20 protein-coding genes, 1 pseudogene and 1 riboswitch are annotated in these 23,145 nt (G+C 66.0%); of the genes and pseudogenes, 14 read left to right on the forward strand and 7 right to left on the reverse strand.

Annotated features, from left to right (window positions below; translation table 11 throughout):
* Nucleotides 1-3 precede the first annotated feature (3 nt).
* The 5 genes from ahcY to metK form a co-directional block, all read right to left on the reverse strand.
* Nucleotides 4-1,437, reverse strand: a complete 1,434-nt coding sequence (gene ahcY, locus THIX_RS19770) for an adenosylhomocysteinase (protein WP_112487560.1) — start codon at nt 1,435-1,437, stop codon at nt 4-6.
* 59 nt (nt 1,438-1,496) lie between these two features.
* Nucleotides 1,497-1,620: riboswitch (S-adenosyl-L-homocysteine riboswitch) on the reverse strand.
* Between the two features lie 74 nt (nt 1,621-1,694).
* On the reverse strand, nt 1,695-1,961 hold the full coding sequence (locus THIX_RS19775; protein WP_256359992.1) for a LysE family transporter: 267 nt from the start codon (nt 1,959-1,961) through the stop codon (nt 1,695-1,697).
* Nucleotides 1,962-2,297: 336 nt separating this feature from the next.
* Entirely contained in the window at nt 2,298-2,705 is a 408-nt protein-coding gene (locus THIX_RS19780) for a PIN domain-containing protein (protein WP_112487562.1), read from the reverse strand.
* Complete coding sequence (locus THIX_RS19785; protein WP_112487563.1) at nt 2,702-2,956, reverse strand: AbrB/MazE/SpoVT family DNA-binding domain-containing protein; 255 nt, start codon at nt 2,954-2,956, stop codon at nt 2,702-2,704. The genes THIX_RS19780 and THIX_RS19785 overlap by 4 nt, the downstream gene beginning before the upstream one ends.
* 95 nt (nt 2,957-3,051) lie before the next feature.
* Nucleotides 3,052-4,251 carry a methionine adenosyltransferase gene (metK, locus tag THIX_RS19790; RefSeq protein WP_112487564.1) on the reverse strand — a complete coding sequence of 400 codons (1,200 nt, stop codon included), beginning with the start codon at nt 4,249-4,251 and terminating at the stop codon, nt 3,052-3,054.
* A 365-nt stretch (nt 4,252-4,616) separates the two neighbouring features.
* Here metK and THIX_RS19795 point away from each other — a divergent pair, with 365 nt between their 5' ends.
* The 11 genes from THIX_RS19795 (at nt 4,617) to hslU (ending at nt 16,539) form a co-directional block, all read left to right on the forward strand.
* Nucleotides 4,617-5,498 carry a lysophospholipid acyltransferase family protein gene (locus THIX_RS19795; protein ID WP_112487565.1) on the forward strand — a complete coding sequence of 294 codons (882 nt, stop codon included), beginning with the start codon at nt 4,617-4,619 and terminating at the stop codon, nt 5,496-5,498.
* A complete protein-coding gene (locus tag THIX_RS19800) occupies nt 5,495-6,385 on the forward strand; it encodes a lipid A biosynthesis acyltransferase (RefSeq protein WP_112487566.1) in 891 nt (296 codons plus the stop codon). The genes THIX_RS19795 and THIX_RS19800 overlap by 4 nt, the downstream gene beginning before the upstream one ends.
* A 68-nt stretch (nt 6,386-6,453) precedes the next feature.
* The gene (gene dapF / locus THIX_RS19805) at nt 6,454-7,335 is read left to right on the forward strand and encodes a diaminopimelate epimerase (protein ID WP_112487567.1); all 882 of its coding nucleotides are present in this window, start codon (nt 6,454-6,456) and stop codon (nt 7,333-7,335) included.
* A 17-nt stretch (nt 7,336-7,352) separates the two neighbouring features.
* Nucleotides 7,353-8,039, forward strand: coding sequence for a DUF484 family protein (locus tag THIX_RS19810; RefSeq protein WP_233224645.1), 687 nt, complete (start codon nt 7,353-7,355; stop codon nt 8,037-8,039).
* A gap of 36 nt (nt 8,040-8,075) precedes the next feature.
* Nucleotides 8,076-9,092 carry a tyrosine recombinase XerC gene (locus tag THIX_RS19815; RefSeq protein WP_112487568.1) on the forward strand — a complete coding sequence of 339 codons (1,017 nt, stop codon included), beginning with the start codon at nt 8,076-8,078 and terminating at the stop codon, nt 9,090-9,092.
* A gap of 55 nt (nt 9,093-9,147) precedes the next feature.
* Nucleotides 9,148-10,329 carry a class I SAM-dependent rRNA methyltransferase gene (locus tag THIX_RS19820; protein ID WP_112487569.1) on the forward strand — a complete coding sequence of 394 codons (1,182 nt, stop codon included), beginning with the start codon at nt 9,148-9,150 and terminating at the stop codon, nt 10,327-10,329.
* An 88-nt stretch (nt 10,330-10,417) separates the two neighbouring features.
* Nucleotides 10,418-11,476 (forward strand): GTP-binding protein, encoded by a 1,059-nt coding sequence (locus tag THIX_RS19825; protein ID WP_112487570.1) that lies wholly within the window; start codon nt 10,418-10,420, stop codon nt 11,474-11,476.
* Nucleotides 11,477-12,136: 660 nt separating this feature from the next.
* Entirely contained in the window at nt 12,137-12,625 is a 489-nt protein-coding gene (gene dksA / locus THIX_RS25005; RefSeq protein WP_112487572.1) for an RNA polymerase-binding protein DksA, read from the forward strand.
* Nucleotides 12,626-12,663: 38 nt separating this feature from the next.
* On the forward strand, nt 12,664-14,511 hold the full coding sequence (locus THIX_RS19840) for an STAS domain-containing protein (protein WP_112487573.1): 1,848 nt from the start codon (nt 12,664-12,666) through the stop codon (nt 14,509-14,511).
* Nucleotides 14,512-14,570: 59 nt separating this feature from the next.
* Nucleotides 14,571-15,110 carry an ATP-dependent protease subunit HslV gene (gene hslV / locus THIX_RS19845; protein WP_112487574.1) on the forward strand — a complete coding sequence of 180 codons (540 nt, stop codon included), beginning with the start codon at nt 14,571-14,573 and terminating at the stop codon, nt 15,108-15,110.
* A gap of 103 nt (nt 15,111-15,213) precedes the next feature.
* A complete protein-coding gene (hslU, locus tag THIX_RS19850) occupies nt 15,214-16,539 on the forward strand; it encodes an ATP-dependent protease ATPase subunit HslU (protein WP_112488495.1) in 1,326 nt (441 codons plus the stop codon).
* A gap of 233 nt (nt 16,540-16,772) precedes the next feature.
* Here hslU and THIX_RS19855 read toward each other — a convergent pair whose 3' ends face one another.
* Nucleotides 16,773-17,558, reverse strand: a complete 786-nt coding sequence (locus THIX_RS19855) for a type III pantothenate kinase (RefSeq protein ID WP_112487575.1) — start codon at nt 17,556-17,558, stop codon at nt 16,773-16,775.
* Between the two features lie 479 nt (nt 17,559-18,037).
* Here THIX_RS19855 and THIX_RS19860 point away from each other — a divergent pair, with 479 nt between their 5' ends.
* The 3 genes and pseudogenes from THIX_RS19860 to THIX_RS25010 all read left to right on the forward strand — a co-directional run.
* Nucleotides 18,038-18,424: an aspartate/glutamate racemase family protein gene (locus tag THIX_RS19860; RefSeq protein ID WP_146748644.1), complete on the forward strand. Its 387-nt coding sequence runs from the start codon at nt 18,038-18,040 to the stop codon at nt 18,422-18,424.
* Between the two features lie 254 nt (nt 18,425-18,678).
* Nucleotides 18,679-21,975, forward strand: a complete 3,297-nt coding sequence (gene icmF, locus THIX_RS19865; RefSeq protein WP_112488496.1) for a fused isobutyryl-CoA mutase/GTPase IcmF — start codon at nt 18,679-18,681, stop codon at nt 21,973-21,975.
* Nucleotides 21,976-22,025: 50 nt separating this feature from the next.
* Nucleotides 22,026-22,187: pseudogene (locus tag THIX_RS25010) on the forward strand (putative quinol monooxygenase); the annotation flags it as partial.
* 102 nt (nt 22,188-22,289) lie between these two features.
* Here the strand turns inward: THIX_RS25010 and THIX_RS19875 are convergent.
* Nucleotides 22,290-23,144: an aldo/keto reductase gene (locus THIX_RS19875; RefSeq protein ID WP_112487578.1), complete on the reverse strand. Its 855-nt coding sequence runs from the start codon at nt 23,142-23,144 to the stop codon at nt 22,290-22,292.
* Nucleotide 23,145 lies beyond the last annotated feature (1 nt).

Here is a 23,145-nt window from a genome sequence, read left to right on the forward strand (position 1 = left end):
CAATCAATAGCGGTAATGCTCGGTCTTGTACGGCCCGTTCTTGGGCACGCCGATATAGCTGGCCTGCTGGTCGGTGAGCGTGGTGATCTGCGCGTTCAGCGTCTTGAGCTGCAGGCGCGCCACATGCTCGTCGAGGTGCTTGGGCAGGGTGTAGACGCCCACCGGGTAATCGGCGGCTTTGCTGAACAGCTCGATCTGCGCCAGGGTCTGGTTGGCGAAGCTGGAGCTCATCACATAGCTGGGGTGGCCGGTGCCACAGCCCAGATTCACCAGGCGCCCCTTGGCCAGCAGGATGATGCGCTTGCCCGGTTTTCCGTCAACTGAAGGGAAAATGACGTGATCGACCTGGGGCTTGATCTCTTCCCACTGGTACTTCTCGATGCTGGCCACGTCGATTTCATTGTCGAAGTGGCCGATATTGCAGACGATGGCCTGGTTCTTCATGCGGGCCATGTGGTCGTGGGTGATGACGTGGTAGTTGCCGGTGGCGGTGACGAAAATGTCGGCATGCTCGCAGGCGTAGTCCATGGTCACCACGCGGTAGCCTTCCATCGCCGCCTGCAGCGCGCAGATCGGGTCGATCTCGGTCACCCACACCTGGGCACTCAAAGCGCGCAAGGCCTGCGCCGAGCCCTTGCCCACGTCGCCATAGCCTGCGACCACGGCGATCTTGCCCGCGACCATCACATCGGTGGCGCGCTTGATGCCGTCCACCAGGCTTTCACGGCAACCGTAGAGGTTGTCGAACTTGCTCTTGGTGACGCTGTCGTTGACGTTGATGGCGGGGAACTTGAGTTCGCCGCGCTGGTGCATTTGATACAGGCGGTGCACGCCGGTGGTGGTTTCTTCCGTCACGCCCAAGATGCGCGCCAGGCGGGTGGAATACCACTTGGGCGACGCCGCCAGCCTGGACTTGATCGCGGCGAACAGCACGCGCTCTTCCTCGCTGGTCGGGTGGTTGAGCGCGGCGGCATCGGTTTCAGCGCGCGCACCGAGGTGCAGCAGCAGCGTGGCGTCACCGCCGTCGTCGAGGATCATGTTCGAGTAGCCGCCGTCGGTCCACTCGAAAATGCGGTGGGTGTAGAGCCAGTAGTCTTCGAGCGACTCGCCCTTCACCGCGAACACCGGCGTGCCGCTGGCGGCAATGGCCGCGGCGGCGTGATCCTGCGTCGAAAAAATATTGCACGAGGCCCAGCGCACCTGCGCACCCAGCGCCTGCAGGGTTTCGATCAGCACGGCGGTCTGGATGGTCATGTGCAGACTGCCGGTGATGCGCGCGCCGCGCAGCGGTTGCCGGGCGGCATATTCCTCGCGGATGGCCATCAGCGCGGGCATTTCGCTCTCGGCAATGGCAATTTCGCGGCGGCCCCAATCGGCCAGGCCGATGTCGGCGATGCAAAAGTCGGGGGAGGTTTTCGAATCGACCACAGCGTTCATACAAACTCCGAACAAAGTGGCCGGGAACGGATGCGCACCGCATCCCGCGCCCGGCACGGGTTGGGTGAGCGCCGTTGAAGGAAAGCCGCATTGACAAAGACAGCCTGCGATCAAAGTCCCCGAGCCTGGCGACGGGTCTGGCGGTCAAACAGCCAGCCGTGCGTTGCAACGCTCCTCAGGAAAGGCGGCTATTGTAAAAGGCTCGGCGCCTTGGCGTGCACGAATGCCCATGTGGCCGCCTGTGCTGCCGCACCAGCCTACCGCGCCGCCAGCGCCAGCCGCAGCCCCAGGCTGATGAAGACGAGACCCGTCACCCGGCGCACCCAGACGACCAGCCGCTGCATGCGCCCCAGGCGGCTGCGGGCGCGCGCCGCAACCCAGGCCACGGCCAGGTTGAACAGCGTGCCGTTGAACGCGAACGCCACGCCCAGCAGCAGGAGAGCCCAGCCCTGCTTGCCGTGCGCCGGATCGACGAACTGCGGCAGGAAGGCGAGGAAGAACAGCATGATTTTCGGGTTCAGCACATTAGGGCCTGTTCACGCCATTTCTTCACCTGCGTTGCCCCCAGACGGGGATGGCTGCAAGGCGGAGGGCGCCGGCAAGGGTGAACCCTTGCCAAGACCGACAACGCCGCAGACGCCTCGTCTGGGGGCAACCCTGCGGGACGGGGGACTGGGTAGCACATCGCGGCGCGGCTCGCACCTTGCACCTTGCACTGCATCTGCCCAGTCCCCCATCGCAGGTGAAGAAATGGCGTGAACAGGCCCTACTCAGCATGAACTGCATGTCCGCCCCCGGCGTGAGGTTTGGTAGCAGATCGGACAACTCGAAGTGGATGTTCGTCCAGGGTATGCGGTGCGCTACGCCAGCAAGGCCATTCCGCCCGCGCGCACCGCAGCTTTGTCGAATGTCACCGTCTGGCTGCAGCCTTCTGCTGCGGCGCGTTGAGCGATCAGGACGTCCACCAGCCCGGACTTGCGCGACTTGAGGCCACGGAAATGCGTCAGCGTGGCCTGCACCGCGGTGCGCTGCTCCAACACGAATCGCGGCGTGTTCGACAGATCTGCGATCAGATCGGCCAGTTCGTTTGGCGTCACACCATAGAGCCGCTGCAGCACCCAGCACAACTCGGCCAGCACGACCAGGCTCACGAACCCCGGTTGACTGGCCGAGAGGCTCTGTTCGATGAACTTGCTGGCCAATGCCGACTGGCGGGCATCGTCCTGCGTCAGATAACGGACCAGGATATTGGTGTCCAGACCGATCATGCGGATTTGCGCGCGCGCGCTGCCGCACCGGCAGCGATGGCCTCGTCCATCGCCTCCAGGCTGACGGGCTTGCCCACCCGCCCCGCAAAGCGCCCCTTGAGCGTCGCCACGTCATGGCTGACAGCCACCACGCGGAATCCATCTTTGTCCGGAACGAAATCCACCTGCTGGCCCGTGCTCACCCCCAAGGCCTTGCGAACGGCCAGCGGCAGGGTGATCTGGCCTTTGCTGGTGAGGGTGGCGGTGGGCATGGAGCCTCCTTACGGCTTGTAAGGAACTCTACTCGGGAGGCCAAGGCGTGTCAAGACGAGGGTCGAGCGACGCCAACTGACCCTGCTTACAGCTCTCAGGCCGTCACCACCCCCACCCCGCGCAGTTCCCCCAAGCCCGCGTCCTCCCGTAGCTTCGCCGCCTTGTCGGTCGCTTCCCAGCTGAATTCGGGTTCGTCGCGACCGAAGTGGCCGTAGGCGGCGGTTTTGGCGTAGATGGGGCGCAGCAGGTCGAGCATGTTGACGATGCCCTTGGGGCGCAGGTCGAAGTGGCGGCGCACCAGTTGTTCGAGTTTGGCGTCATCGATCACGCCGGTGCCTTGTGTCGTCACCATGATGCTGGTGGGCAGGGCCACGCCGATGGCGTAGGAAATTTGCACCAGGCACTTTTTCGCCAGACCGGCGGCGACGATGTTCTTCGCCACGTAGCGTGCGGCGTAGGCGGCCGAGCGGTCGACCTTGCTCGGGTCCTTGCCGGAGAACGCGCCACCGCCGTGCGGGGCCGCGCCGCCGTAGGTGTCGACGATGATCTTGCGCCCGGTCAGGCCGCAGTCGCCCTGCGGGCCGCCGACGACGAAGCGGCCGGTGGGGTTGATGAGGTACTTGACCTCGCCGCGCATGAACTCGGGCGGCAGCACGGGTTTGATGATGTGTTCGATCACGGCTTCGCGCAGATCGGCCAAGGCAATGTCGGGGGCATGCTGGGTGGACAGCACCACGGTGTCGATCGCCGACGGGCGGCCGTTTTCGTAGCGGAAAGTGATCTGGCTCTTGGCGTCCGGGCGCAGCCAGGACAGGCGACCGTCGCGGCGCAATTGGCTTTGGCGTTCCACCAAGCGGTGGGCGTAGTAAATGGGTGCAGGCATCAGCTCGGGGGTTTCGTCGCAGGCGTAGCCGAACATCAGGCCCTGGTCGCCGGCGCCTTGGTCGAGGTTGTTGTCGTGGGCCTTGTCCACGCCCTGGGCGATGTCGGGGCTTTGCTTGTCGTAGGCCACCAGCACGGCGCAGCTTTTGTGGTCGATGCCGAAGTCGGCGTCGTCGTAGCCAATGCGCTTGAGGGTGTTGCGCGCCACCTGGATGTAATCGACCACCGCATTGGTGGTGATTTCGCCGGCCAGGACGATGAGGCCGGTGTTGGCCAGGGTTTCAGCGGCAACGCGGGAGGTGGGGTCCTGCGCCAAAATGGCGTCGAGGATGGCGTCGGAGATTTGGTCAGCCACCTTGTCGGGGTGGCCTTCGGACACGGATTCGGACGTGAAGAAGAATGAATCAGCCATTGCAGTGCTCCAGTTGGGTTGCAGTTCCGTCACCGCTTGAGACCCCGCACGGCGACGCTTTAGCGGTTTGGTTTCGGCAGCTCCGGGTTACCCCGCACTGCCAGTCGCCCCGCAAGTTGTCATTAACTCGGCGACCTGGCCGAATTCTAACCCTCGAACTCGCCACCTGCTGATGCGTAACATTGCCGGTCTGGTGAAGTTGCCCATGATGAGCGATTCGACGCGGCACTGCCGAGTTGGCACTGCAGCCCGCTGCCCGGAATGTCAGGCCGGGGCTGCATCATTCGTCCAGGGTGCTTGGCCAGCATCGCTGGCCTCATCGGCATTGTTTCGTTCCATCCACCCGAATCGCTCCGCGCCCACCCATGCTGCGCCTGTTTCGTGCGCTTTCCCATCTGCCCCTTGGCCTGCTCCAGGCCTTGGGCGCCCTGCTCGGGCTGGCGGTTTATGCCGCCTCGCCCACCTACCGCAAGCGACTGCGCGCCAATCTGGCGCAGGCCGGCTACGCCCCCAGCCGTCTGGCGCTCGACGTGGCGCGCGGCACCGGGCGCATGCTGGGTGAAATGCCCTATGTGTGGTTCCGCTTCGGCCCCAGCGCAGCCGTGCGCCGGGTGCAGCTGGTGGGCAAGGAGCATGTGGAGCAGGCCAAGCGCGAGAGCCGCGGCATACTCTTCCTCACCCCGCATCTCGGTTGCTTCGAGGCGTCGGCCCAGGTGGTGTCGGAATGGCTGCCCATCACGGTGCTGTACCGCCCGCCGCGCAAGCGTTGGCTGGACAGCCTGGTGCAGGCCAGGCCGCGCGGGCAGTTGCGCACCGCCCCGGCCACGGTCACCGGCATGCGCCCGCTGCTGCGCGCCCTGCGCCATGGCGAAGCCGTCGGCCTGCTGCCCGACCAGGCCCCGGGTGCCGGTGAAGGCGTGTGGGCGCCGTTTTTCGGCCGCCCGGCCTACACCATGACCTTGCCGGCACGGCTGGTGCAACTCACCGGCGCGCGGATCATCCTGGCGTTTGCCGAGCGCCTGCCACGCGGCCAGGGCTATGTGCTGCATTTCCTGCCCTTCGACGAAACCCTGCCGGACGACCCGGTGGAGGCGGCCACGCGCATCAACCTGGCGGTGGAGGGCCTGATTCGCATGCGCCCGGAGCAATACCTGTGGGGCTACAACCGCTACAAGGCTCCGCCCGGGTCGCTACCCATGCCCAGCGCGCAATCGGGCCAAGCCGCGCAACCGGGTGCCGCATCATGAGCCGCATCGGCCTTGGCCTGCTCTGGCTGCTGCACCTGCTGCCCTACGGCGTGATCGGGCGCATCGGCACCGCCATGGGGGTTGTGCTATGGCCGCTGGCGCGCAAACGCCGCGCCATCACCCTGCGCAACCTGGAGCTTTGCTTTCCCGACTGGACCCAGGCGCGGCGCGAGCAGGTGGGCCGGGCGCATTTCATTTGCGTCAGCCGCGCTTTCCTCGAACGCGTGGTGCTGTGGTGGGCAAGTCCTGCGCGCCTGGAACGGGTGCTGCATCTGCGCGGCGCGGTGGACGAAGCGCTGCATGGCGCGGGCGCCGTGCTGCTGCTGGGCATTCATTTCGAGGGCATGGACGCGGCCTGGACGGCGCTGACCCTGGCGGCGCAGCGCCCGCTGTCGGGCATGTACACGCCGCAAAAGTCCAAGGTGCTGGACCGCTGGGTGCTCGATGGCCGCAGCCGCTTTCACACCGAGCGCATCGTCTCGCGCCACGAGGGCGCCGGCGGCATGCTGCGCGCGCTGCGCCGCGGCACGCCGTTCTACACCTTGCCGGACATGGATTTCGGCGAGCGCCACTCGCGCTTCATTCCGTTTTTCGGCGTGCCCGCCGCGACGCTCGACGCCGTGCCGCGCCTGGCGGCCTCGAGCAAGGCGCGGGTCTACCCGGTGGTGGCGCGCATGCTGCCGGGCTATGCCGGCTACGAGATCACCATCCATCCGGCCTGGGACCATTTCCCCACCCTGCAGGATGGCCGCCTGGCCGACATCGACGCCGACCTGCTGCGCATGAACCACTTCATCGAGCAGCGCGTGCTGGAAATGCCCGAGCAATATCATTGGGTGCACAAACGCTTCAAGACCCGGCCGCCCGGCGAACCCTCGTTGTACTGAATGCTGCCGGGCTCTGTGGCCTGCACGCACGCCCGCCCCACCGATCCCGCCCCCACAATCGCACGCGCATGAAACTGCAGTTCACCAAGATGCACGGCGCCGGCAACGATTTCATCATGCTCGACGCCACGCGCGAGGCGCTGGCCCTGTCGCCGGCGCAACTGCGCCTGCTGGCCGACCGGCATTTCGGCGTGGGCGCGGACCAGATTCTGATGGTGGAGCCCGCACCCTCGGCCGATATCGACTTCCGCTACCGCATCTTCAACGCCGACGGCGGCGAGGTGGAGCAATGCGGCAACGGCGCGCGCTGCTTCGTCGCCTTCGTGCGCCGCCGCGGCCTCACCGACAAGCGCAGCATCCGCGTGCTCACCCGCTCCGGCATCATCCAGCCTCGCCTGGAAGACGATGGCCGCGTCACCGTGGACATGGGGCCGCCGCGCTTCACTCCGGCAGAGATTCCCTTCGACAACGCTGGCCTGGCCCCGCGGCTCGAAGCCGGCTTCGAGCGCTGGCCGCTGGAGCTGGGCGCAGCAGACGCCTCGGCCGCCGCCACAAGTTCCACCACCATCTGGATCAGCGCCTTGTCCATGGGCAACCCGCACGCGGTGCAGCGCGTGGACGAGGTGGACACCGCGCCTGTCACCACGCTCGGCCCGCGCATCGAGCACCACCGGCGCTTCCCCCGGCGCGTCAACGCCGGCTTCATGCAGGTGATGAACCCGCACCACATCTGCCTGCGGGTGTGGGAACGCGGCGCCGGCGAAACCCTGGCCTGCGGCACCGGCGCCTGCGCTGCCGTGGTCGCCGGCATGCGCCACGGCTGGCTGCAAAGCCCGGTGGAGGTGGATATCCACGGTGGCCGGCTCACCATCGCCTGGGACGGTGCCGGCAGCCCGGTGTACATGACCGGCCCGGTGGCCCATGTGTTCGATGGCAACATTGAACTGTGAACGCGAAACGAACAACCATGACCGAGACACCGACCATGCAACTGACCGAACAGGACCTCGCCGCCTATCTGGCGGAACATCCCGACTTTTTCGAGCGCCACGCCGAGTTGCTGGCCGGGGTGCAATTGCAAAGCCCGCATGGCAACCGCGCCGTGTCGCTGCAAGAGCGGCAGATCGAGATGCTGCGCGACAAGATGCGCGTGCTCGAACATCGCCTGGCCGACATGATGCGCAACGCCGCGGAGAACGAGGCGATCTCCGGCCGCTTGCTGGACTGGGTTCGCGCCATGCTGCGCGAGGCCGACCCCGCCGCCCTGCCCCACACCCTGGTGCGCGAAATGCAGCAGCAGTTTCAGTTGCCGCAGGCCGCCTTGCGGCTGTGGAACCTGCTGCCGGCCTACACCACACAGGACTACGCCGCCGATGTGGGCACCGACATCCCGGTCCTGGCCAACAGCCTGAGCCAGCCGTATTGCGGCGCCAATGCCGGGTTCGAAGCGGCACGCTGGCTGGGCGCGGGCGCGCCGCCGCAGTCGATGGCGATGATTGCCCTGCGCGAAACCGACGAGGCGCCCGCCTTTGGCCTGCTGGTCCTGGGTTCGCCCCATGCCGACCGCTTCACCGCCGACATGGGCACGGAGTTCCTCACCCGCATCGGTCACCTCGCCTCGGCAGGCTTGCAGCGCCTGGTGCGCGGCGGCTGAAGCCGGGCACGCCGGGCCATAGCCACGGCCGCACGCATGCCGGACGTTCCCGCCCAAGTTCCAGCGCCCGGCGGGGCAGACGATCTCGCCGGCGCCTGCGTTCGTTATCTCGACATGCTGCGGCATGTGCGTCGCCTCTCGCCACGCACCCTGGTGAACTACGAGCGCGACCTGGGCGACCTGCGCCGGCGCGCCCAGCTGGCAGGCGCCGGGCTTGGTGGCATCGGCCCGCAACACATCCGCGCCTGGGTCGCGGCGCTGCATGGGGGCGGCATGACGCCGCGCGCCATCGCCGCCCGCTTGTCGGCCTGGCGCGGGCTGTTCTCGTGGCTGGGGCTGCAAGGCCTGGTGGCCAGCAATCCGCTGCAAGACGTGCGTGCCCCGCGCGCCGCAAGGCCCTTGCCCAAGGCCATCAGCGTGGATCAGGCCGTGGCCTTGGCCGCGTATGCGCCACAGGACCATGCGCCCGCATCCGCCGATCGCCGCACACAACAAACCCAGGCCTTGAGCCTCGCGCGCGGCCGGGCGATTGCCGAGTTGCTCTATTCCAGCGGCTTGCGCGTCTCCGAACTCACCAGCCTGGACACCCGCTACACCCGCGCCCCCGGCCACGAATCGGCCGGCTGGGTGGACTGGGACGCCGCCGAAGTGACCGTGCTCGGCAAAGGCGGCAAGCGCCGCAGCGTGCCGGTGGGCACGCCCGCCATGCAAGCCCTGCGCGACTGGCTGGCGCTGCGCCCGGCATCGAGCGGCGACGGCGGTGACCAGGCGGCCTTGTTCCTCGGGCCGCGCGGACGGCGCATCACCACGCAGCGCGTCTGGGTGGAATTGCGCGAACGCGCCCGCGCCGCTGGCCTGCCCACGGCCGTGCACCCGCACATGCTGCGGCATTCCTTCGCCTCGCATTTGCTACAGTCCAGCGGCGATTTGCGCGGGGTGCAGGAGTTGCTGGGCCATGCGAGCATCGCCAGCACCCAGATCTACATCCGGCTCGACTTCCAGCATCTGGCCAAGGTCTACGACGCCGCCCATCCCCGCGCGAAAAAGCGCTGATTCCCAGGCCCCATCACCCCGAGCCGGCACAACCCGGCTCGCCACGGAACCCGCCATGAAAGTCATCCGCCTGCACGAAGGCAAGGAACGCGCCCTGCTGCGCCGCCATCCCTGGGTGTTCGCCGGTGCGGTTGCGCGCGGCGGCGGCGACAGTGGCGAGACGGTGCGGGTGGACGCGTCCGACGGCCGGGTGCTGGGCTGGGCAGCGTTCAGCCCGAACTCGCAGATTCGCCTGCGCATGTGGAGCTTCGACGCCGAGCAGCGCATCGACCGCGACTTCTTCCGTGGGCGGCTGCAGGCCGCCATCGCCCGCCGCGCCCGCCTGGGCCTGGACATGCAGGCGGTGCGCCTGGTGCATGGCGAGTCCGACGGTCTGCCCGGCTGCATCGTCGACCGCTATGGCGGCATCGTCGTGCTGCAGGCGCTGGCCGCCGGCATCGAGCGCATCAAACCCATGCTGGCGGAGTTGCTGCATGAGCTGCTGCCGCAGGTGCGCATTTACGAGCGCTCCGACGCCGGCGTGCGTGGGCTGGAGGGTTTGCAGCCGGTCAGCGGCTGGCTGCAAGGCGAGGGTGAAACCCGCGTCGACATCGCCGAAAACGGCCTGCGCTATGGCGTGGACGTGGCCACCGGGCACAAGACGGGCTTCTACCTCGACCAGCGCGACAGCCGCGCGCGCTTCGCCACGCTGGTGCGCGAACAGCGGCTGCGCAAGGTGCTGAACTGCTATGGCTACACGGGCGGCTTCACCCTGGCGGCGCTGGCGGGTGGTGCCAAACAGGTGCTGACGGTGGATTCCTCCGCGCCGGCGCTGGCCCAGGCCGAGGCCCATGTGCGGCTCAACGGCTTCGACACCGCGCGCGCGCCCATGCTCGACGCCGACGTCAATGCCACGCTGCGGCGCCTGCGCGAAGAGGGCCGGCGCTTCGACGCCATCGTGCTCGACCCGCCCAAGCTCGCCCCCACCGCGGCCGCGGCCGCACGTGCGGCACGCGCCTACAAAGACATCAACCGCCTCGCGCTCACGCTGCTGGAGCCGGGCGGCTGGCTGTTCACCTTTTCCTGCTCGGGCGGGATTGACGCCACACTGTTCCAGAGCATCGTCGCCGGCGCCGCGCTCGACGCCGGGGTGGAGGCCGACATCGTCGCGCGCGCCGCCGCGGGCGCCGACCACCCGCTGCTGCTGTCCTTCCCCGAAGGCGAATACCTCAAGGGCCTGCTGTTGCAAACCCGCTGAGCGGCATCATCTCAACGGCAGTTTTAAACTGCCCAGTGGCGGGTTTCAAGCACACCCGCCGCCTCCCGCACTGCCAACCATCACCACCATGTCCACACCCCTGATTCCCGCCACCATCCTCACCGGCTTTCTCGGCAGCGGCAAAACCACCTTGCTCAAGCGCGTGCTGAGTGAAGCGCATGGCTCGCGCATCGCCGTGATCGAGAACGAGTTCGGCGAGGAGAACATCGACAACGACATCCTGGTGCAGGACAGCAAGGAGCAGATCGTGCAGATGTCCAACGGCTGCATCTGCTGCACCATCCGCGACGATCTGCGCGTGACCCTGGCCGACCTCGCCGCGCGCCGCCGCAAGGGCGAACTGGTGTTCGACCGCATCATCATCGAAACCACCGGCGTCGCCGACCCCGGCCCGGTGGCGCAAACCTTTTTCATGGACGACGAAATCGCCAGCCAGTATCTGCTCGATTCGGTGTTGACCTTGGTGGACGCCAAGCATGCCGGCCAGCAGCTCGACTCCCGGCTGGAAGCGCAACGCCAGGTGGGTTTCGCCGACCAGATCTTCATTTCCAAGGCCGACCTGGTGAGCGCCGGCGAACTGGCCGCGCTGCAGCACCGCCTGGCCCACATGAACCCGCGGGCGAAACAAAGCGTGGTGCATTTCGGCGAAGTGCCGCTCAAAGACGTGCTCGACCTGCGCGGCTTCAACCTCAACGCCAAGCTCGACATCGACCCCGACTTTCTCAAGGCCGACGCCGCCGAGCATGACCATCACGACCATGAGCACGATCACCACGACCATGCGCCCGGCGAGGCCTGCAATCACCCGCATCACCACCACCACGACGACGATGTGAAGTCTTTCGTCTTCCGCTCCGACAAGGCATTCGACCCCGCCAAACTGGAAGACTTTCTCGGCGCCATCGTTCAGATCTATGGTCCGCGCATGCTGCGCTACAAGGGCGTGCTCCACATGAAAGGGATCGACCGCAAGGTGGTGTTCCAGGGCGTGCACCAGCTCATGGGCAGCGACCTGGCCTCGGCCTGGGGCGCGCAGGAACAACGCCAGAGCAAGCTGGTGTTCATCGGCATCGACCTGCCGCGCGACATCATCCTGCAGGGGCTGGAGCAATCGCTGGTGAGTTGATCGGTCAAGGCTGGCCTCTCTGGCGGCCCCTCGGTTGCCACTGCCGCGTTGCGCTGACGCGACATCCCGCGTGCATGGCACAAAGCCCCCGAAGCCAGCTCCATGCATCTGACTACAATCGGCCGGCTTCAGCGGTGCCCTGTCCGCACTGCTGAGCGGTTGCGCTCATCCGTGGCACAACGCGGGCATCATCAGATTCCAGGAGGAACTGTGGTCAAGGCGGCAAAACCAGAAACCAGCCGGGCAAAAAGCGCGGCCAGCAAAACCACACCGGCTCGGGGAGCCAAGACCGTTGTCAAGGCCGTCGTGGCCAAACGCCCCGTGGCGCCGGCGGCCAAAGCGCCAGCACCCAAGCGCACGGCCGGGGCGACATCGCCCGCAGGCCTGAAGGCGTGGAAGACCACGACAGCGAGCCCGGCCAAACCCTTGACGAAAGCCAAGGCAGCAATTCCCGTAGCCTCCAAGGCATCGGCCCATGCGCCTCCAGCAGTGACCAAAAACGACCCATCCATCAAGACCCGCGCCACGGCAGCCGCGCCTAAAACCCCAACTCCGGTTCGGGCTACACTGCCGCCCGCCCAAGCCCAAAAACCTGCAACCGCCGTGGCGAACCGCCCCCAGGTTGCCGCGCCCATTTCAGCATCTTCAGCAGCCAAATCCATGAGCAGTCTCGCCCCCACACAAACCCCGGCGAAAGCCGATCCCAAGCTGGCCAATGCCTGGAAAACCAAGGCGCCCAAGGATCTGACCGACGCTGAAGTGCTCGCCATGCCCGAAAGCGAGTACATGAAAGCCGTCCAGCTGGAGTTCTTCAAGCACCGGCTGAGCACACTGCGCAACGATATCCTGCGTAGCGCCGGCGAAACCACCGAGCACTTGCGCGAAGACACCCTGCTGGTGCCGGATCCCGCCGATCGCGCCACGATCGAGGAAGAACATGCGCTGGAGCTGCGCGCACGTGACCGCGAGCGCAAATTGCTGAAGAAGGTCGAGCAGGTTCTCTTGCTCATCGACGCTGGCGAGTACGGCTGGTGCGAGGAAACCGGCGAGCCCATCGGCATCGGTCGCCTGCTGGCACGGCCCACGGCCACCTTGTCGCTGGAAGCGCAGCAGCGGCGCGAGATGAAGCAAAAGATGTTCGGGGACTGAACCTGGTCGGCCACCCCGCTTCAAGCACAGGCATGCCGATGAGTGATTCGAAACCGCGCAGCTTCTGGGGCCGGGTCGGTGAGTTCGTCAAAAACCCGACACAGGACTGGTCGCTCACACGCCACGAAAACGCCCTGCGCGACATGCAGGAGCAGGAGCAGGTCAAGGCGAAAGAAGAACAGCGCAAGCTCGATGCCTTCATCCGCCGCCGCGAGCTGGCCTCGCTGCGGCGCCTGCGCAAGCGCCAGGCCGACGGCCTGCCGATCGACGACGCCTACACCGACGTGCCCGACACCGGCACCGGCACCGGCCCATCTGCGCCCGAGCGCGAAGCCACGCTGCGCAAGATCAACGAGATCGAGCAGTCCATGGTGCAGGAAACCGGGCAACAGGGGCGCGGTGGTCCCAGCCGGCCAGGCCTACAGGCCAAGCAGATTCGCTTGGGCAGTGGAGCACCCCAGGCGCCTGCATCTGGGCCGGGCGCACAACAGGCATTCGCCCCCCAGCCCGGGCTGGCGCCGGGGCTGGGCTTCCAACCGACCGATCATCTCTCGCGGCATTTGCCACCGCCGCCGGTTGTATCTACGCCCGCCGCGCCCGGCGAGATCATCCAGGCCACCATGCCGGCCCCGACCCAGATGGCTCCAACCCAGATGGCACCGACCATGATGGGCATGACGCAACTCGCCGCCGATCATCCGCCGATGGATACCTGGATGAAAACCGGCGGCTTCGCATCCTCAAGTCCCATGGCCGTGGACGTGCAGGAAGGCGTATCGTCCAGCCCGCTGTTCGACCAGGCCTGTATCGACTTCGCCAATGGCCACGACCGCGACGCCGAGCGCGCCTTGCTCGACGCCATCTCCGGCTCTCCCGAGCGCGAGTTGGAGAACGAGTTCTGGCTGGCCTTGTTCGACCTCTATCGCGCCGGCGGCGACAACCCGAAATTCGAGGCTCTGGTGAACGACTACGTCGATCGCTTCCAGTCCTCGGCGCCGTCCTGGGATACGCCGGCACCCCAGAATTTGCGCGCCGCGCATGCAGCCGCCCGCGCGCCCGCCGCTCAGCCCGCCGCTGCGGGACCTTCGTCCAATTTCACCGCCCTGGGCGAGCTCGATGCGGCGCAGTCCCGCGCCCTGCTGCTGCTGGCGCGGGGCGGGGTGCGTCAGGTCGTACTCGAATTCAGTGGCCTGACCAGCATCGCCCCGGGAGCCCAGACCTTCTCGCTGGAGGCCTTCAAGGTGCTGAACGCATCCAGTGGCTGCGTCATCGAACTGGCCGGAATTTCCAATCTGACGGAGGCCTGTGCCGCGGCCGCGCCTCCCATGCAGCGCGATGCCGACCCGGGCTGGTGGGGTCTGCGCCTGGAGGCCTTGCGCATGGCGGGCGAACAGGAGGCCTATGAGAACGTCGCGCTGGACTATTGCGTCACTTACGAAATTTCTCCGCCAACCTGGGAACCCAGCCACGCCAAGGTCCATGTGCTCACTGCCGACGCCGCTGGCCTGAGCCGGCCCATGTCGCAGCATTCGCGGCCCTCGCAAGCGCAGGCCAGCAGCCTGTTTCCCAGCCAGTTCAGCACCCATTTTGGCAACACCGACACAGGCGTGGCGTTCACCCAGTTGCGAGGCGACATCAAGGGCGGCAGCGAAGACTTCCTCAAGCCGCTGGATCAGGCCGCAGCCGGCCATGGCGCCGTGGTCGTCGACCTCAGCGAACTGCGCCGGCTCGACTTCTCCAGCGCCGGCATCATGCTCAATTGGGTGATGTCGCAGAGCAGCGCCGGGCGCGCGGTGCAGTTCGAAGGCACGCACCGGCTCATCGCCGGGCTGTTCGTCATTCTCGGGATCAACTCGGTGGCTCAAATCCAGTTGCGCAAGTTTTAAGTTCCAGTCTGCGTTCCGATTCCGCGCTGCCCCGCCGCCGCGCACAACCCTCCTATCCCATGCAGCAATATCACGGCACCACCATCTTGAGCGTGCGCCGCGGCGCCGGTGTCGCCCTTGGCGGTGACGGCCAGGTGACGTTGGGCAATATCGTCATCAAGGCCAGCGCCCGCAAGGTGCGCCGCCTGCACCACGACAAGGTGCTGGCCGGTTTCGCCGGCGGTACGGCCGACGCTTTCACGCTGTTCGAGCGTTTCGAGGCCAAGCTCGACGAGCACCGCGGCCAGCTGCTGCGCGCCGCCGTTGAACTGGCGAAGGACTGGCGCACCGACCGCATGCTGCGCCGCCTCGAGGCCATGCTGGCCGTGGCAGACGCCACCGCCTCACTGGTCATCACCGGCAACGGCGACGTGCTCGAACCCGAGCACGGCTTGCTGGCCATCGGTTCGGGCGGTGCCTACGCGCAGTCGGCGGCACGCGCGCTGCTGGAGAACACCGAGCTGGATGCGCGCAGCATCGTCGAAAAATCGCTGCACATCGCCGCCGATCTGTGCATCTACACCAACCACGAATTGCGCATCGAAACCCTGGGCGACTGAGGGCGCGGCTCGCTCCCCGATCCATCGGTCCCACCGCGCCCCACCGTATTCCATGGCGCTCGGCGCGAACAGCGCCGAGCGCCACCCACTGCCGAGCAGATCCATGAACATGACCCCACGCGAAATCGTCTCCGAACTCGACCGCTACGTCATCGGCCAGGCCGATGCCAAACGCGCCGTGGCCGTGGCGCTGCGCAACCGCTGGCGCCGCCAGCAGGTGGCCGAGCCGCTGCGCCATGAAATCACGCCGAAGAACATTCTGATGATCGGCCCCACCGGCGTCGGCAAAACCGAGATTGCCCGCCGCCTGGCGCGGCTGGCGAACGCGCCCTTCATCAAGATCGAAGCGACCAAGTTCACCGAGGTCGGCTATGTCGGGCGCGACGTCGACACCATCGTCCGCGATCTGGTGGACATCGCCGTGAAGCAGGTGCGCGAGCAGGCCATGCAGGCGCATCGCGCCCGCGCCGAGGACGCTGCCGAAGACCGCGTTCTCGACGTGCTGCTGCCGCGCCCGCACGACGCCGCCGGCCAGCTCCTGCCCACGTCGGACGAGAACACGCGGCAAATTTTCCGCAAGCGCCTGCGCGAAGGCCAGCTCGACGACAAGGAGATCGAACTGGATGTCGCCCAGCCCCAGGCGACGATGGACATCATGACCCCGCCCGGCATGGAGGACATGGCCGAGCAGATCAAGGGGATGTTCGCCGGCATGGGCCAGGGCCGCACCCAGCGCCGCAAGCTCAAGGTGCGCGAAGCGCTGCGCCTGCTGGTCGATGACGAGGCGGCCAAGCTGGTGAACGAAGACGAGATTCGCAGCCAGGCAGTGCAACGCGTGGAGCAGAACGGCATCGTCTTCCTCGACGAGATCGACAAGATCGCCTCGCGCGGCAACGCCCAGGGCGCCGATGTCTCGCGCCAGGGCGTGCAGCGCGACCTGCTGCCGCTGGTGGAAGGCACCACGGTGAGCACCAAGTACGGCATGGTGCGTACCGACCATGTGCTGTTCATCGCCAGCGGCGCCTTCCACGTTGCCAAGCCCTCGGACCTGATTCCGGAGTTGCAGGGACGCTTCCCCATTCGCGTGGAACTGCAAAGCCTCTCGGTGGACGATTTCGTCGCCATCCTCACCGCCACCGATGCCAGCCTGGTGAAGCAGTACGAGGCCCTGCTCCACACCGACGGCGTGAGCCTGCAGTTCGGCTCCGACGGCATACGCCGCCTGGCTGAGGTGGCGTATGCGGTGAACGAGAAAACCGAGAACATCGGCGCCCGCCGTCTGCACACCGTGATGGAACGCTTGCTGGAGGATGTGTCGTTCCAGGCTGACGGCAGCAAGCCGCATGCCCTGACGATCGACGCGGCCTTCGTCAATCAGCGTCTGAACGAGATCGCCGCCGACGAAGATTTGTCGCGCTTCGTGCTCTGAGGTGAGGGCCCTCAAGATACATGCCGGGCCGCCCCGAGTGCTTCTTGAGCCCATCTCGCGGGGGCCTGACGCGACGCGGCGGGTTTGGGCGCGCTAAGACAACACTGAACCAGTCCATCGTGCGCATCGCATCCGCGCCTCGGGCGGTCTCTGCTGCGTTGCAAATCCGCGCCATAGCTTGGGCTATGGCTGTGGTTTGCGCCTTGCATCACGGGAACTGATTCGGCGTCACCCTAAGCCCGCAGCGCCAAATCGGGCCGCAGCAACCCGCGCTGCTGGGCAATGCACAGCAGACCCTCGAACACCAGATGGTCCACGGTCTGATGCGGCAAGCCCAGCGCCAGTTCCAGCTTGGGCGCTGCGCCGCCGGTCAGCAGCACCACGGGTGCCCTGCCCTCCAGGCGGCTCAACCGCTCGTGCATTTGCCGTGCGGCGCCTGATATGGCCAAGGCGCCGCCACTCATCAGCGCATCGCTGGTGTTGTTGGGGAACTCGCGCAACGCGCCTTCGGGCACGTTCAGCCCCGCGGTCCCCATTTCCAGCGCCTTGAGCATCAGCCCGAATCCGGGCAGGATGACGCCGCCGAGAAAGCGCCCATCCGCCGCCAGGCAGTCGATGGTCACGGCCGTGCCCACGCTCACAACCAGCACCGGCTCGGCGCGATGTCGCGCCCTGGCCCCGATCAGCGCCGCCCAGCGGTCGGCCCCGAGCAGGCCAGGATTGGTGTAGCCGTTGCGCACGCCACATTGCTGCGGCAGCGAGTGGATCCAGTCGCAGCGCAAACCCAGGCTGGCGAGTTGCGCTTCCACCCGCGCCGTGGCCACGACACCGGCTACGGCACAGCCAATGGCCGCCTGCGGCCTGGGATGAGCCTGAAGCTCCTTGCCGAGCTGCTCGATGGACTGTTGCGGCATGGCCCCGTGCGCCAGGAGTTCAGGCTCCGGCGCCGCGCGCCCACCCGCCCAGATACCCCACTTGAGACGGGTGTTGCCGATGTCGAGCAGAAGGAGATGAGTCATAGGAAGTACAGGCGCAGTCCCGTGCACCATACCAGAGCCGCAATCCAAGCAAATGTCGCATGACGCGTGCACAAGGATCTGGATTCGCGTCGATCGATCGTTACAGGCAGCGTCTCAGGCTCACAAGTCATCCGTGAAAACCGTTGCCGTTCATGCCAGTTCCGTTTGTAGACACTTGACATTTTTTGTATACAAATTCTGCGGCAGTGATCTATCTTTCATGCAAAGGACTCCATTCCAACTGCTTGATTTCCCAACCATGACAACCTCGCGATGGGGAGGAAAAAAGCAGGGGATCGATGCGTGATCTGCCCTCATCGACCGGCGCACAAATCCGATGCATTCTTGTATACCGTTAGGCACATTTTTTGCGTGCCGGGTTTTTTGCCCTTGTGGCAATTCGCCCGGATTCACCTCACGCGCACATCGACTGCCAATGGACCCCGTCATTGTCGACGCCCATGGCATCGGGGTTCAACTTGACGGGCTCGACCGTCGGCACGGCCTGGCATCTGGCGGAGCGCTACGGCACGCGGTGCTTCTGCAAAAACGGCCGTGCCGCTGATCTGCCCGTACTCGACCTCGAAGACCCAGCCAAGAACGCTCGCGCACTGATTCGAGATGAGTGGCTGCGTGCTCTGCACGAAGACCGCTGCGAGTCCATCGTGCTCGGTTGTGCGGGGATGTCGGACCTGTGCCGACCCCTGTCGGACGAGATCGGCGCACCGGTCGTTGACGGCGTCGCTGTGGCTGTGAAACTGGCGGAGTCACTTGCCACCCTGAGCCTTCGCACCAGCAAACTCGGCTACTGGGCAACGCCGCCAGCCAAGCCGGAATGCGGCCTCTCTTCAGGGCCAAGTCGCTGATCGACCGGCCATCTCAAGCATTTCACCGCTGGGGCGCCGCCTGCTGCGCCTGAATGCGTTGGTGTTCGCAGCCGCATTCATCGCCCTTTCGGCAGTTCGCCGCGGAAAGCAGGCATTTCGGAACGTCACGGAATCCGCTACATTGCCAAATTGACGTATACGTCAATCACAACCCCTGCCGCGACAAGCCGTGGGTGATGCCGATGAACACCGAAGCGCGCGGTGCGATGCACACCGTGCCCAAGGAGACCGCGATGACCGACCTGTCCGACGCCAAAGTGCTGGCCGCCTACCGTCCGCAGCAGCGGCTGCGCTTTGTCACAGCCGCGGCGCTGTTCGACGGGCACGACGCCGCCATCAACATCATGCGGCGCATCCTCATCGGCATGGGCGCGGAGGTGGTGCATCTCGGCCACAACCGCTCGGTCGATGACATCGTCACCGCCGCCATTCAGGAAGATGCGCACGGCATCGCCATTTCCAGTTACCAGGGCGGGCATGTGGAATTTTTCCGCTACATGATCGACCGGCTGCGCTCGCAGGGCGCGGGGCATATCCAGGTGTTCGGCGGCGGCGGCGGAGTGATCGTGGCCGACGAAATCGCCGCGCTGCAAGCCTATGGCGTCACCCGTATCTACAGCCCCGAGGACGGCCAGCGCCTGGGGCTACAGGGCATGATCGGCGACATGCTGATGCGCGCAGACAAGGCGCTGCCCGCGCTGGACAGCAAACAGGCGCTGCAGGCGCTTGGGGCGGATGCAAGCTTGCTGGCGCGCGTCATCACCCAACTCGAAAATGGGACGACCGACGCTGCGCTGCTGCGCGATCTGCACACCAGTGCCGAAGCCGCGCATGGCGTGGTGTTGGGCGTGACGGGCACCGGCGGCGCCGGCAAGAGCAGCCTGGTGGACGAACTGATTCGCCGCCTGCGGCTCGATCAGGACGACGCCCTGCGCATCGGCGTGATCAGCATCGACCCCTCGCGGCGCAAGAGCGGCGGCGCGCTGCTGGGCGACCGCATCCGCATGAATGCCATTGGCCCGTGGGCCAGCGGGCGAGGGGTGTTCATGCGCAGCCTCGCCACACGCGAGGCAGGCAGCGAAATCAGCAAGGCGCTGCCCGACGTGATCGCCGCATGCAAGGCGGCGGCCTTCGATCTCATCATCGTCGAAACCTCCGGCATCGGCCAGGGCGACGCCGCCATCGTGCCGCATGCCGATGTCAGTCTGTACGTGATGACACCGGAATTCGGCGCGGTCAGCCAGCTCGAAAAAATCGACATGCTCGACTTCGCCGACTTTGTCGCCATCAACAAGTTCGACCGCAAGGGCGCGATGGATGCGCTGCGCGACGTGGCTAAGCAGTTGCAGCGCAACCGCGAAGCGTGGACCACCAAGCCCGAAGAGCTGCCCGTGTTCGGCACCATGGCCAGCCGCTTCAACGACGACGGCGTGACTGCGCTGTATCAAGCCATCAAGCCGCGTCTGGCCGAGCACGGCCTCAGGTTCAAAGAGGGACGTTTGCCGATTGCGGCCACCCGCCACAGCACCCACCAGACCCCCATCGTTCCCGCCGCGCGTGGCCGCTACCTGGCCGAAATTGCCGATAGCGTGCGCGGCTATCACCACAGCGTCGCCGCGCAGGCGGCACTCGCACGCGAAGCGCAGCAGTTGCGCGCCAGCGGCCGCATGCTGCGCGCGGCCAACCCCACCAAGGTCGCCGCGGTCGAAGCCGTCATCGATCTGGCGGAACAACGCGAGACGAAAATGCTGCCCGCTGCGCGCAAGCTGCTGGCGATGTGGCCGCAGATGCAGCAGGCCTACGCGGGCCGTGAATATGTGGTGAAGATCCGCGACCGTGAAATTCGTACCGCCCTCACCCACACCACGCTGTCAGGCACCACGGTGCGCAAAGTCGTGCTGCCGAAGTACGAGGACCACGGCGAGGTGCTGCGCTGGCTGATGCGCGACAACGTACCCGGCAGCTTTCCCTACACCGCGGGCACCTTTGCGTTCAAGCGCAGTGGTTCTGGTCAAGGCAGCGAAGACCCCACCCGCATGTTCGCCGGCGAAGGCGACCCGTTCCGCACCAACCGCCGCTTCAAGCTGCTCTCCGCAGGCATGCCCGCCAAGCGCCTGTCCACCGCCTTCGACTCGGTGACGCTCTACGGCGCCGACCCCGACCGCCGCCCCGACATCTACGGCAAGGTGGGCAACTCGGGCGTGAGCATCGCCACGCTCGACGACCTCAAAGCGCTGTACGACGGCTTCGATCTGTGCGACCCCGCCACCAGCGTGAGCATGACCATCAACGGCCCCGCACCGACCATCCTGGCGATGTTCCTGAACACCGCCATCGACCAGCAACTGGCCAAATTCCAGGCCGACAACGGCCGCGAACCGACCGACGACGAGGCGCAGAAAATCCAGGCCTGGGTGCTGGAAAACGTCCGCGGCACGGTGCAGGCGGACATCCTGAAAGAAGATCAGGGGCAGAACACCTGCATCTTCTCCACCGAGTTCTCGCTCAAGGTCATGGGCGATATTCAGGAGTATTTCGTGCACCACAAGGTGCGCAATTTCTACTCGGTGAGCATCAGCGGCTACCACATTGCCGAGGCCGGGGCCAACCCCATTTCGCAGCTCGCCTTCACGCTGAGCAACGGCTTCACCTTCGTCGAGGCGTATCTGGCGCGGGGCATGCACATCGACGATTTCGCCCCCAACCTGAGCTTCTTTTTCAGCAACGGCATGGACCCGGAGTACAGCGTGCTGGGCCGGGTGGCGCGACGCATCTGGGCTGTGGCGATGCGCGACAAATACGGCGCGAACGAGCGCAGCCAGAAGCTCAAATACCACGTGCAGACCAGCGGTCGCAGCCTGCATGCGCAGGAAATTGCGTTCAACGACATTCGCACCACCCTGCAAGCGCTGATCGCCATTTACGACAACTGCAACAGCCTGCACACCAACGCCTACGACGAGGCCATCACCACGCCCACGGAAGAAAGCGTGCGCCGGGCGATGGCGATACAGCTCGTCATCAACCGCGAGTGGGGGCTGGCCAAGTGCGAGAACCCGAACCAGGGTGCGTTCATCATCGAGGAACTCACCGACCTCGTGGAAGAAGCCGTGCTCAAGGAGTTCGAGGCCATTGCCGACCGTGGCGGCGTGCTGGGGGCGATGGAAACCGGCTACCAGCGCGGCAAGATTCAGGAAGAGAGCATGCATTATGAAATGCTCAAGCACACCGGCGAGTTGCCCATCGTCGGCGTCAACACCTTCCGCAACCCGCATGGCGACACGGTGTCGGCTCACCTCGAACTGGCACGCTCCACCGAGGACGAAAAAGAGTCGCAGCTGCGCCGCCTGGCCGACTTCCACCAGCGCCACGCCGGCGCAGCGCCGGCCATGCTGCAGGCGCTGCAACAGGCGGTGATCGACAACCGCAATGTGTTCGCCGTGCTGATGGACGCGGTGCGCGTATGCAGCCTGGGGCAGATCACCACCGCACTGTTTGAAGTCGGCGGGCAGTACCGGCGCAGCATGTAGTTCCCCAACCAAGAATCGAGGAAACAACCAGGATTCATATCCTGGCACGCATTCGCGCAGCTCTGCTCGAATTGGTGAAACACACAAGGCGGGAACCCGGCTGCAAGCTCGGCACGCTGTTCCAGCGCGAAGATGAACCAACAGTTTTCATGACCGCGGAGCAGTGGCTCGACCAAGCCAGCGCCGATGCCCACTTGCGCCGCGCGCATATTGCAGCAGCCATGGTGCAGGCGGGTCCGCGCACTTGGCCGCAGCTCCCGAAATTCACCAATACACCGCATTGGCTTGATCTGGGGCGCTCGACACATCAAAGCTCAAATCATGGCCAGTGGCTGCTTGCCTCGTGGCGAGGGAAAGAGCTGATCGATGGCTTTGCAGGTGGCCGCGTCCAAGGTTGTCGAGGCAGCGGCCAGGTTGTCGCGCAGGTGCTGCTGGCTGCCTGCTTTGGGGATGGCCATCACCCCAGGCTGCCGCAACACCCAGGCCAAAGCGAGTTGTGCCGCGCTGAGCCCCAGCGCTTGAGCCAACGCAGCCAGGCGCGTGTCGTGTGCGAGTTTGCCTTCGTCCAATGGGCTGTAGGCCATCAGCGGCATGCGCTGGCCTTGCATCCAGGGCAGCAAGTCGAATTCGACGCCACGACTGCTGGCGGCGTAATAAACCTGGTTCGTCGCGCAATGGGTACCGCCGCCCAGTCGCAGCAGTTCGTGCATGTCCTGCAGGTCGAAATTGCTCACGCCCCAATGGCGGATCCGGCCCGAAGCCACCAGGCGGGTGAATCCTTCCAGCGTCTCTTCCAGGGGCACACTGCCGCGCCAGTGCAACAGGTACAGATCGATCTGCTCCAAGCCGAGCCGGCGCAGACTGCGCTCGCAAGCAGCCTGCACTCCAGTTGCGCTGGCGTTGTGCGGATAGACCTTGCTGACCACAAGCACTTGCTCGCGCTTGACCACGCCCTCATGCATGGCATCGGCCAGGGCCTCGCCCACCACGCGCTCGGCACCGCCCTCGCCATACATCTCGGCGGTATCCAACACGCGGTAGCCGAGTTCCAGCGCACGGCGCACGGCGGCGATTTCGCTGGCATGGCGTGCCGTGTCTTCACCGAAGCGCCATGTACCCAGGCCGAGCGCGGGCCACTGCTCTCCACTCCCAAGTTGTACGAGGTTCATC

Source organism: Thiomonas sp. X19 (genome assembly GCF_900089495.1).
In the GTDB taxonomy this organism is placed as follows: Bacteria; Pseudomonadota; Gammaproteobacteria; order Burkholderiales; family Burkholderiaceae_C; genus Thiomonas_A.

Bases quoted from the DNA above. Each gene is read 5' to 3' on its own strand.
- THIX_RS19825 (WP_112487570.1), top strand. From the start codon at position 10,418: ATGTCCACACCCCTGATTCCCGCCACCATCCTCACCGGCTTTCTCGGC.
- THIX_RS19815 (WP_112487568.1), top strand. From the start codon at position 8,076: ATGCCGGACGTTCCCGCCCAAGTTCCAGCGCCCGGCGGGGCAGACGAT.
- THIX_RS19820 (WP_112487569.1), top strand. From the start codon at position 9,148: ATGAAAGTCATCCGCCTGCACGAAGGCAAGGAACGCGCCCTGCTGCGC.
- THIX_RS19810 (WP_233224645.1), top strand. From the start codon at position 7,353: ATGACCGAGACACCGACCATGCAACTGACCGAACAGGACCTCGCCGCC.
- icmF (WP_112488496.1), top strand. From the start codon at position 18,679: ATGACCGACCTGTCCGACGCCAAAGTGCTGGCCGCCTACCGTCCGCAG.
- THIX_RS19875 (WP_112487578.1), bottom strand. From the start codon at position 23,144: ATGAACCTCGTACAACTTGGGAGTGGAGAGCAGTGGCCCGCGCTCGGC.
- hslU (WP_112488495.1), top strand. From the start codon at position 15,214: ATGAACATGACCCCACGCGAAATCGTCTCCGAACTCGACCGCTACGTC.
- hslV (WP_112487574.1), top strand. From the start codon at position 14,571: ATGCAGCAATATCACGGCACCACCATCTTGAGCGTGCGCCGCGGCGCC.
- THIX_RS19840 (WP_112487573.1), top strand. From the start codon at position 12,664: ATGAGTGATTCGAAACCGCGCAGCTTCTGGGGCCGGGTCGGTGAGTTC.
- dapF (WP_112487567.1), top strand. From the start codon at position 6,454: ATGAAACTGCAGTTCACCAAGATGCACGGCGCCGGCAACGATTTCATC.
- metK (WP_112487564.1), bottom strand. From the start codon at position 4,251: ATGGCTGATTCATTCTTCTTCACGTCCGAATCCGTGTCCGAAGGCCAC.
- THIX_RS19855 (WP_112487575.1), bottom strand. From the start codon at position 17,558: ATGACTCATCTCCTTCTGCTCGACATCGGCAACACCCGTCTCAAGTGG.
- THIX_RS19780 (WP_112487562.1), bottom strand. From the start codon at position 2,705: ATGATCGGTCTGGACACCAATATCCTGGTCCGTTATCTGACGCAGGAC.
- THIX_RS19795 (WP_112487565.1), top strand. From the start codon at position 4,617: ATGCTGCGCCTGTTTCGTGCGCTTTCCCATCTGCCCCTTGGCCTGCTC.
- THIX_RS19785 (WP_112487563.1), bottom strand. From the start codon at position 2,956: ATGCCCACCGCCACCCTCACCAGCAAAGGCCAGATCACCCTGCCGCTG.
- dksA (WP_112487572.1), top strand. From the start codon at position 12,137: ATGAGCAGTCTCGCCCCCACACAAACCCCGGCGAAAGCCGATCCCAAG.
- ahcY (WP_112487560.1), bottom strand. From the start codon at position 1,437: ATGAACGCTGTGGTCGATTCGAAAACCTCCCCCGACTTTTGCATCGCC.
- THIX_RS19800 (WP_112487566.1), top strand. From the start codon at position 5,495: ATGAGCCGCATCGGCCTTGGCCTGCTCTGGCTGCTGCACCTGCTGCCC.